The organism is Pseudomonas sp. HMSC063H08, assembly GCF_001813645.1.
GTDB lineage: Bacteria > Pseudomonadota > Gammaproteobacteria > Pseudomonadales > Pseudomonadaceae > Pseudomonas > Pseudomonas aeruginosa.
Window position 1 is genome coordinate 1 of the sequence record NZ_KV813598.1, and the last position, 283, is coordinate 283.

Annotated in this window: 1 pseudogene; it reads left to right on the top strand. The window is 55.5% G+C overall.

The annotated features are described in order from the left end of the window. Positions 1-283 (top strand): annotated as a pseudogene (locus HMPREF2924_RS28565) (transcriptional regulator); the annotation flags it as partial.

The window sequence follows — 283 nt, forward strand, 5'->3', positions numbered from 1 at the left end:
AGCAGCGCGGCGAAATCATCGCGCTGACTGGTCACCTAGCTGAGAACGATCTGAAGGGTGACCTCAAGTTCATCGAGCGAGCCGTGGGCATTCAGAAAGCGAAAGCCTGGTATGAGGAGGAGAAAGGCGAACCGGTCGGCATCCGCGAGCTGTCACGGAAGCTCACCGATGACGGCTATCCTGTTTCACATTCACACATCAGCAGGATGCTGGATGCCGTTGAGATACTGCTTCCAGCCATCCCTGTGATGCTGTATTCAGGGCTCGGTAAACCGCAAATCGA